Source organism: Arthrobacter sp. B0427-1-12, from assembly GCF_059092905.1.
Window position 1 is genome coordinate 1 of record NZ_JBNHIC010000100.1, and the last position, 6498, is coordinate 6498.

General features: G+C 65.4%; 4 protein-coding genes and 1 pseudogene. 1 reads left to right on the forward strand and 4 read right to left on the reverse strand.

What is annotated here, in order from left to right; all coding sequences use genetic code 11:
• Positions 1 to 92: 92 nt before the first annotated feature.
• Both AC5RWU_RS23355 and AC5RWU_RS23360 read right to left on the reverse strand, forming a co-directional pair.
• Positions 93 to 338, reverse strand: a complete 246-nt coding sequence (locus tag AC5RWU_RS23355) for an SRPBCC family protein (RefSeq protein WP_493986560.1) — start codon at positions 336 to 338, stop codon at positions 93 to 95.
• 67 nt (positions 339 to 405) lie between these two features.
• On the reverse strand, positions 406 to 969 hold the full coding sequence (locus AC5RWU_RS23360; protein ID WP_493986561.1) for a dihydrofolate reductase family protein: 564 nt from the start codon (positions 967 to 969) through the stop codon (positions 406 to 408).
• A gap of 416 nt (positions 970 to 1385) precedes the next feature.
• Between AC5RWU_RS23360 and AC5RWU_RS23365 the strand changes: the two genes are divergently transcribed.
• Positions 1386 to 2990, forward strand: a complete 1605-nt coding sequence (locus AC5RWU_RS23365; RefSeq protein WP_494037338.1) for an ISL3 family transposase — start codon at positions 1386 to 1388, stop codon at positions 2988 to 2990.
• A gap of 373 nt (positions 2991 to 3363) precedes the next feature.
• On the opposite strand, the gene AC5RWU_RS23370 is transcribed toward AC5RWU_RS23365, so the two are convergent.
• Both AC5RWU_RS23370 and AC5RWU_RS23375 read right to left on the reverse strand, forming a co-directional pair.
• Positions 3364 to 4005, reverse strand: a complete 642-nt coding sequence (locus AC5RWU_RS23370; protein WP_494037339.1) for an amidase family protein — start codon at positions 4003 to 4005, stop codon at positions 3364 to 3366.
• 32 nt (positions 4006 to 4037) lie between these two features.
• Positions 4038 to 4721, reverse strand: a pseudogene (locus tag AC5RWU_RS23375) (amidase family protein); the annotation flags it as partial.
• Between the last annotated feature and the right edge of the window lie 1777 nt (positions 4722 to 6498).

The window sequence follows — 6498 nt, forward strand, 5'->3', positions numbered from 1 at the left end:
CGCAGCCCCGTCCCGTTCATCTCCACAACAGGAAATTAACAGGACCGCCGGCGGATTAAAAGACCCTCGCCGGAAAACCTAACAAAGTACTACTAGGCGGCTGCCAAATAGCGGTTGCGCGCCTCAATCAGCCTTTGCAGGTACTTTGCCAGGACCAGTTTCTCCACCACTCGCGCTAGGAGACCGAAGGGTGCGGTGAACTCGATGCGGTCAATCATGGTCGTGCCGCCGGCATCCTGAGTGAACTCGTGGACGTGCCTGAAGCTGCGGAATGGCCCTTTGACCTGTTCATCCACAAAGAAGTCAGGGGCCGCCATCTCGGTAATGCAGCTGGTCATCTGCTGGCCACCGACGTGGGGCCGCGGGTGGTGGATCTATTTCCCCCACCGCCCGGAGGAACCGCGCTCAGCGCCTCGTCTCGTACCTGGTCAGGACCACGCCGCCGGGAAACGTCCGCGTCTCCACCAGGTCCAGGTTCACCCAGCTGTCCAGCGCGGTGAAGAACGGCGTGCCGCCGCCCACCAGCACCGGATGGGTGGCCAGCGCGTACTCGTCGATCAGCCCGGCCCGCATGGCCGCCCCGGCGAGCGTTGCGCCGCCGACGCTCATCGGGCCGCCCTCCTCGGCCTTGAGCCGAGTGATCTCGGCGATCGCGTCGCCGGTGACCAGGCGGGTGTTCCAGTCGACCTTGTCGATCGTCGAGGAGAACACCACCTTCGGCGTGTCCCGCCAGTTCCGCGCGAACTCGATCTGCGCCGGGGTGGCGTTGGGCTGCTGGTCGCCGGTGGGCCAGTAGGAGCTCATTGTCTCCCAGAGCTTGCGCCCGTACAGCGACAGGCCGCTCGCCCGCTCCTGGTCGAGCCACCACTGGAACAATTCGTCGCTCGGCCCGCTCCAGCCAATGTCGTCGCCGGCCGCGGCGATGTAGCCGTCCAGGGTCAGGTTCATGCCGTAGATCAGTTTCCGCATGGCGCCAGCCTTCCGTCAGTCGGTCTCCAGCGTATAGATCCGGCGCGGCGCGGGAAACTCATCGGTGCACGATCGACTCGCAGGCAGTCCTCGTGCCCGGGGGTCAGCGTGGCATACTCGACCGCCTCCCGCCGCGACGCCCCGTCGAACATGAGCACGCCCAGCCCGGTGGAGGGTCCGCCAAGGGCTGCCGGGGTGACATTTACCGCTGCTAAAACACCGCCATTTACCGGGTTCTGGTGCAAATTTCGTGAATGGTGACTGATCGTCGCTGCGGTGGGATCGTTGCAGAGAGTTCTGCTCTCATGAGCGTAATCACGCCCGATACCCTATTCACGAAATTCGTGCCAGAACCATTTACCGGGTTCTGGCACGATTTTCGTGAATGGTGACTGATCGTCGCTGCGGTGGGATCGTTGCGACAGTGTGAGGATCTGCTGCGGGTGGTGTTCCCGCACTTGAATGAGGTGCTGGTGGAGCGGGTACGCCGGATGGACGAGGCGGTGCGGGTGTCGGCCCGGACCCGCGCCGACAGTGCGCTGCCGTGCCCGGGCTGCGGAGTGTTGTCGCGGCGGGCCCATAGCCGCTACCGGCGCCGGATCGCGGACACTGCTGTGGGCGGACAGCCGGTGGTCATCGAGTTATCGGTGCGACGCCTGTTCTGCGACGCAGCGGGCTGCCCCCGACGGACCTTCTGTGAGCAGGTCAACGGCATCACTGTCCGCTACGGGCGGCGCACCCCGCTGCTGGTGAAGGTGCTCCAGGCTGTCGGCCTGGCCCTGGCCGGGCGGGCCGGGGCCCGGCTCACCGGAATCCTGGCCGCCGCGGTGAGCAGGACGGCCCTGCTGCGCCTGGTGATGCTGCTGCCCGCCCCGGCTCCGGCCCGCGCGCCAAAGGTGCTGGGGGTGGATGACTTCGCGCTGCGCAAACGCGAGGTCTACGGCACGGTCCTGGTCGACTGCGGCTCGCGCCGCCCCGTCGACCTGCTGCCGGACCGGCAGTCCGAGACCTTCGCCGGGTGGCTGCGCGAACACCCCGGCGCGCAGGCCATCTGCCGCGACCGGGCCGGGGCCTACGCGGAGGGCGCCCGCGCCGGAGCACCGGAAGCAGTGCAGGTCGCCGACCGCTGGCACCTGTGGCACAACCTGGGCGAACACATAGAAAGAGAGGTCGCCCGGCACCGGTTGTGCCTGTCCGGGCCCGCCGCGCAGCAGGTGCCCGAAGACCGCCAACGCCAGGAGCCTGGCGGGGAGGTTGGCGAGGCTGCCGCCGGTGCCTACGCGGACAGCCATATCCTGCCCGGGCGGACACGGGAGCGCTACCGGCGGGTGCGCGGGCTTCTCGGGCAGGGCAAAAGCATGCGGGCCGCCGCCCGCGAGCTTGGCCTGGCTTACAACACCGTGCGCAAGTACGCGCGTGCCGGTGACGCGGAGGCGCTGACCGCGTCCCCGTGGGCCAATCGGGTGACGATCCTTGATGCCTACAAGCCCTACCTGCACCAGCGGCTCAGTGAGGGCCCGGTCAGCGACGCGGAGCTGTATCGGCAGATCACCGCCAGGGGGTACCGGGGCGGCTGCGGCACGGTGTCGGTCTACCTGCGCGCGCTGCGCGCCGCCGGGATCGTCCCCGCGCCGGCCCCTGCGCCGCCGGCCGGCTGGATCATGTCCGCCCCGGACGCGCTGGGCAAGGACGAGCGGGTCCGGCTCGAGGCCGTGCTGGCCCGCTGCCCGGAACTGGAATCCGCCACCGCGCATGTGCGCGGCTTCGCGGCCATGCTCACCGACCTGCGCGGCGACCGGCTCCGGCACTGGCTGGACAAGGTCTACATCAACACCCTGCCTAGCCTGCACGCCTTCGCCAACGGCATCGACCGCGACCGGGACGCGGTTACCGCCGCACTGACCCTGCCCTACAGTTCCGGGGCCGTTGAAGGGCACATCAACCGGATCAAGATGCTCAAACGTCAGATGTTCGGCCGCGCCGGATTCCAGCTCCTAAGGCAGAGAGTCCTGCTCTCGTGACCGCCACCCCGCCCGGTCCACGATCACGAAATTCGTGCCAGAACCATTCCGAGCTAACGATCACAACGGAGCTTGTCACGTAAACGGCCGAATAAGTGACCGTGAGAAGCTCTTGCTCTCGCTGCTGCCGATAGTCCGAAGAATTTGGACATGGCGGCCATCTCGCCAAGTCTTCAGTGCCCGTCTATTTGACGGGTTTTCCCACTGATAGGCCAGCCTCAGTTGTGGCCAGTGACCCTTTTCTCCATTTGTTTAGAAGGTGCTCGCGCTCAAGTCAAGGGCGGGCATCCTGATGGCTTTCAGATGCTGTCCTGGCGTCAGTTTGGGTGTACCTCAGGGCTGCCACGATCAATTGGGCATGTTTAGGCCCGGTTCAGACCGCGGCCACCGAGGTAGTGCGGCCGAGCGGCTGCAGGCTCCGTTCCAGTTCTTCAGCCCACGCCAGAAGGTCGCTGTCGCGTCCGCGGCGGGCGATCAGCTGCACGGAACGCGGCCGTCCGTCGCTACTGTAGCCTGACGGGATGCTCACAGCAGGATGGCCGCTGAGGTTGAAGGGGTAGGTGTAGGGAATCCAACTCAGCCAGTCTTCGTCTGGCCAATTTGCCGGTGTCGCGCGGTCGTGTTCGAACGGCAGGCACGCCGTGGTCGGTGTGATGATCATGTCGAGGTCGTCAAAGAGTTCCTCCAGCTCCAAGGACCACAGGTTGCTTTTCATCTGGGCATCGAGGAGGTCCGTGGCCGACTTCGCCTCACCGGCTGCAGCCATGGCCATGAGGCCGGGATCAGTCAGGGCACGCTGGGCAGGATCCAGCCTAGAGACGGAAGCGGCCAGGGAAGTCTGCCAAAGCGTGGACATGGTGTTCCGCAGATCAACCTTGGACCAGTCAATCACCCGGGCAATGCTGCCTTGAGCGGTGAGTGCGTCGACGGCCGCTTTGAGCCCGTCCAAGCATGCCTGCTCTGGGGACGGTTGCCTGCCGATGGTCTGGACGACGCCGACCCGAACTCCGGACAGGCCCCTTGTTGGGGCAGCCCCGACCCGAAGAGCGCATTCTGGACCAGCCTCAGGTCAGCGACCGTGCGAGCTATTGGTCCGGATGCGGCGAGGAAGGCGAATGCACCGCCGGGAAGATCCATGAGACCCCTCGACGGTTTGTGAGCGGTCAGCCCACAAAAGCCCGCAGGAATCCGAACGGATCCGGCGGCGTCGGTGCCGATAGAGAGCGGCCCATAACCAGCGGCAACTGCAGCGGCGCTGCCGGCACTGGAACCGCCCGGGGTCAGCCTGGAATGCAGGGGATTGTGTGTGGCGCCGTTCAAGAGGCTGCCGTCCAGGGGCTTCCACCCCATTTCGGCAGAGGCGGTTTGCGCCCAGATAACAGCCCCCTGTGCTCGGAGTTGTCGGACCACAGCAGCGTCCTGGGGCTGCGGCCCCGACCCGAAGGCCCGGGACCCGCGCCGCAGCGGCCAGGAACGAACAGCCAGTAGCTCCTTGATAGTGACCGGAATACCGTCCAACGGACCGACAGGCCGGCCAGCCCGCAGACGGGACTCGGACGCCTTGGCCATGGCCAGTGCCGACTCTGCATCGACGTGGGTGAGTGCGTTAAGGAACGGTTCCTTGTCGGTCGCTTCGTTCAGCACGGCCTCTATCACCTCAACGGGGGAGAGTCCGTTCCGAAAGCGTTCGCCCAATTCCATGGCGGTGAGCGCAGCCATCTCGTGTGTCATTGCTTCACCGTAGGAGAGCAGTGGTCCGCAAGTCCCTACCGCTTTATGGCTGTTTTAGCAGTCCACTTCGTGGCTGCTGGCTGACCTCCGCCAAGGCAGCCACTCCGTCCCGAATACGATGGACGGGCGTGGCGCCATACCCCAGGACGATCACCGGGCCGTCTTCAAATTTCTGCGGCACCTCGCCGCAGCGTGCTGACCGGCCCGCACGAGGCCGTGCTCGAGACACTGCACGCGGCCAACATCGCCCTGCACCGCCTCGCCGAGACCGGCACCCCGACGACGGGTGCCAAGGAATTCTGGCTCGACCAATCCTGAACCAGAACCAAACCGGCATGTCCCCGGTTCACCTGGCCAGGTTGCTGTCACCCTGGGTGTCATTGCCACACCCCACGCACTGGTCTCACGGTTGGTTCCAGCTCCCTGCAGGCGCGCGGTTATCGCCTGCATACACAAACTTTCCCTCGGGAAACATTAGTGTCAGTCCGTCGAGGGGCTCCAAGAGTGGATCCGGGAGAGGCCGATTGCCGCAGCCCGGCCAGGATCTCTGCAGCTGACACCAACGGGCCCGGGGCCGGCTCTTGAGTGCGAAGCAGGTCAAAGCCACTGGCGCAAGATGCCGGCCGGCTTTGGTCAGCTCCGTGGCGGCAACACCGAGCCAGACCCTGATTGATAAGGCCCGCACGACACCCGCGCAATTCACTTAGCCGCTCGCTGATCCCTCTGAGCTTCCACCGGTGGCCGGCAGCCGGGCTGGGGCATCGATGACCCTAAAAAATTTCCTCCTCAACGCAAGCCACGAACTCGGCTAGAGCCTCAATGCCGCAGACCCAGTCCTCACAAGGACATGGAAGTAAACGGAACACGCCTGCCGGAAGGCAGAGGTCACAACCCGATGCGGTGGCACCGGCCCCAGGGAAAGGAAACCAGCAGGACCCGAGCGTACGGGCAAGGGGAATCAGACGGTGGCGCTGACGGGGCTTGCGGCTGGTTTTGCCTGAATGCGATGCGGGGAGGAAGGCAGGAATCCGCGGGCCTGGGCACTGCCTAGATGGCAGGGGCAGGGCGGGTTCTCACCGATCTGCACCGGGCAACCACCACGACTGGTGGGGGTATCGCAGTCTTTGGTCATACACCAACCGGTGATGGCACTCATAAGGAAAGGCACTCCTGTGATGGGCTGGGGGAGACCCCCGCGACGGGGACGGGGTCCTGTAGCGAGTTTAAGCCAACCAGTTCTCCTTGGCTCCAACAGCTCTCTGCCGCCCCCGTACCACCGTCAAATGGTAGCCCTGAACGGGTGTCCATGGACGGTGGGCCACGGACGCGTCCGACGGACCGCTGCTGCGCTCGCCGGCAGTGGTGGGGACCGGGTCACGGGCGATGGAGTCATGGATGGTGGCTAAGCCGGATTCCTGGAAGAGCCATCGCGTCTATCGCACCACAACAGCTGAGGTGTAGCACCGTGCCGTGCAGAGGGCGGAGAAGGACGGGCTGCGTTCTCCTGAAAAGCCGCATCAGGGGCTTGGATCCAAGCCGCTCGTAGACCCGGGGGAGCCACCCCAGGGGGATAGCCCGGTAGCTCTTTTAGTAGTTTCCTGAGAGGAGCTTTATCACGCGGTTAATCTGCGTACGGGTGGTGCTGGCCGGAACCATTCCAGGGCAGTTGTGGGCCGCACCTGTTAGCGGCCATGAAAAACTGCCCGTAGGCGGCCACGAAAATGCCCACTGACGGCCAGTAGAACTGCCCACCGGTGGCCATGAGATCTGCCCACTT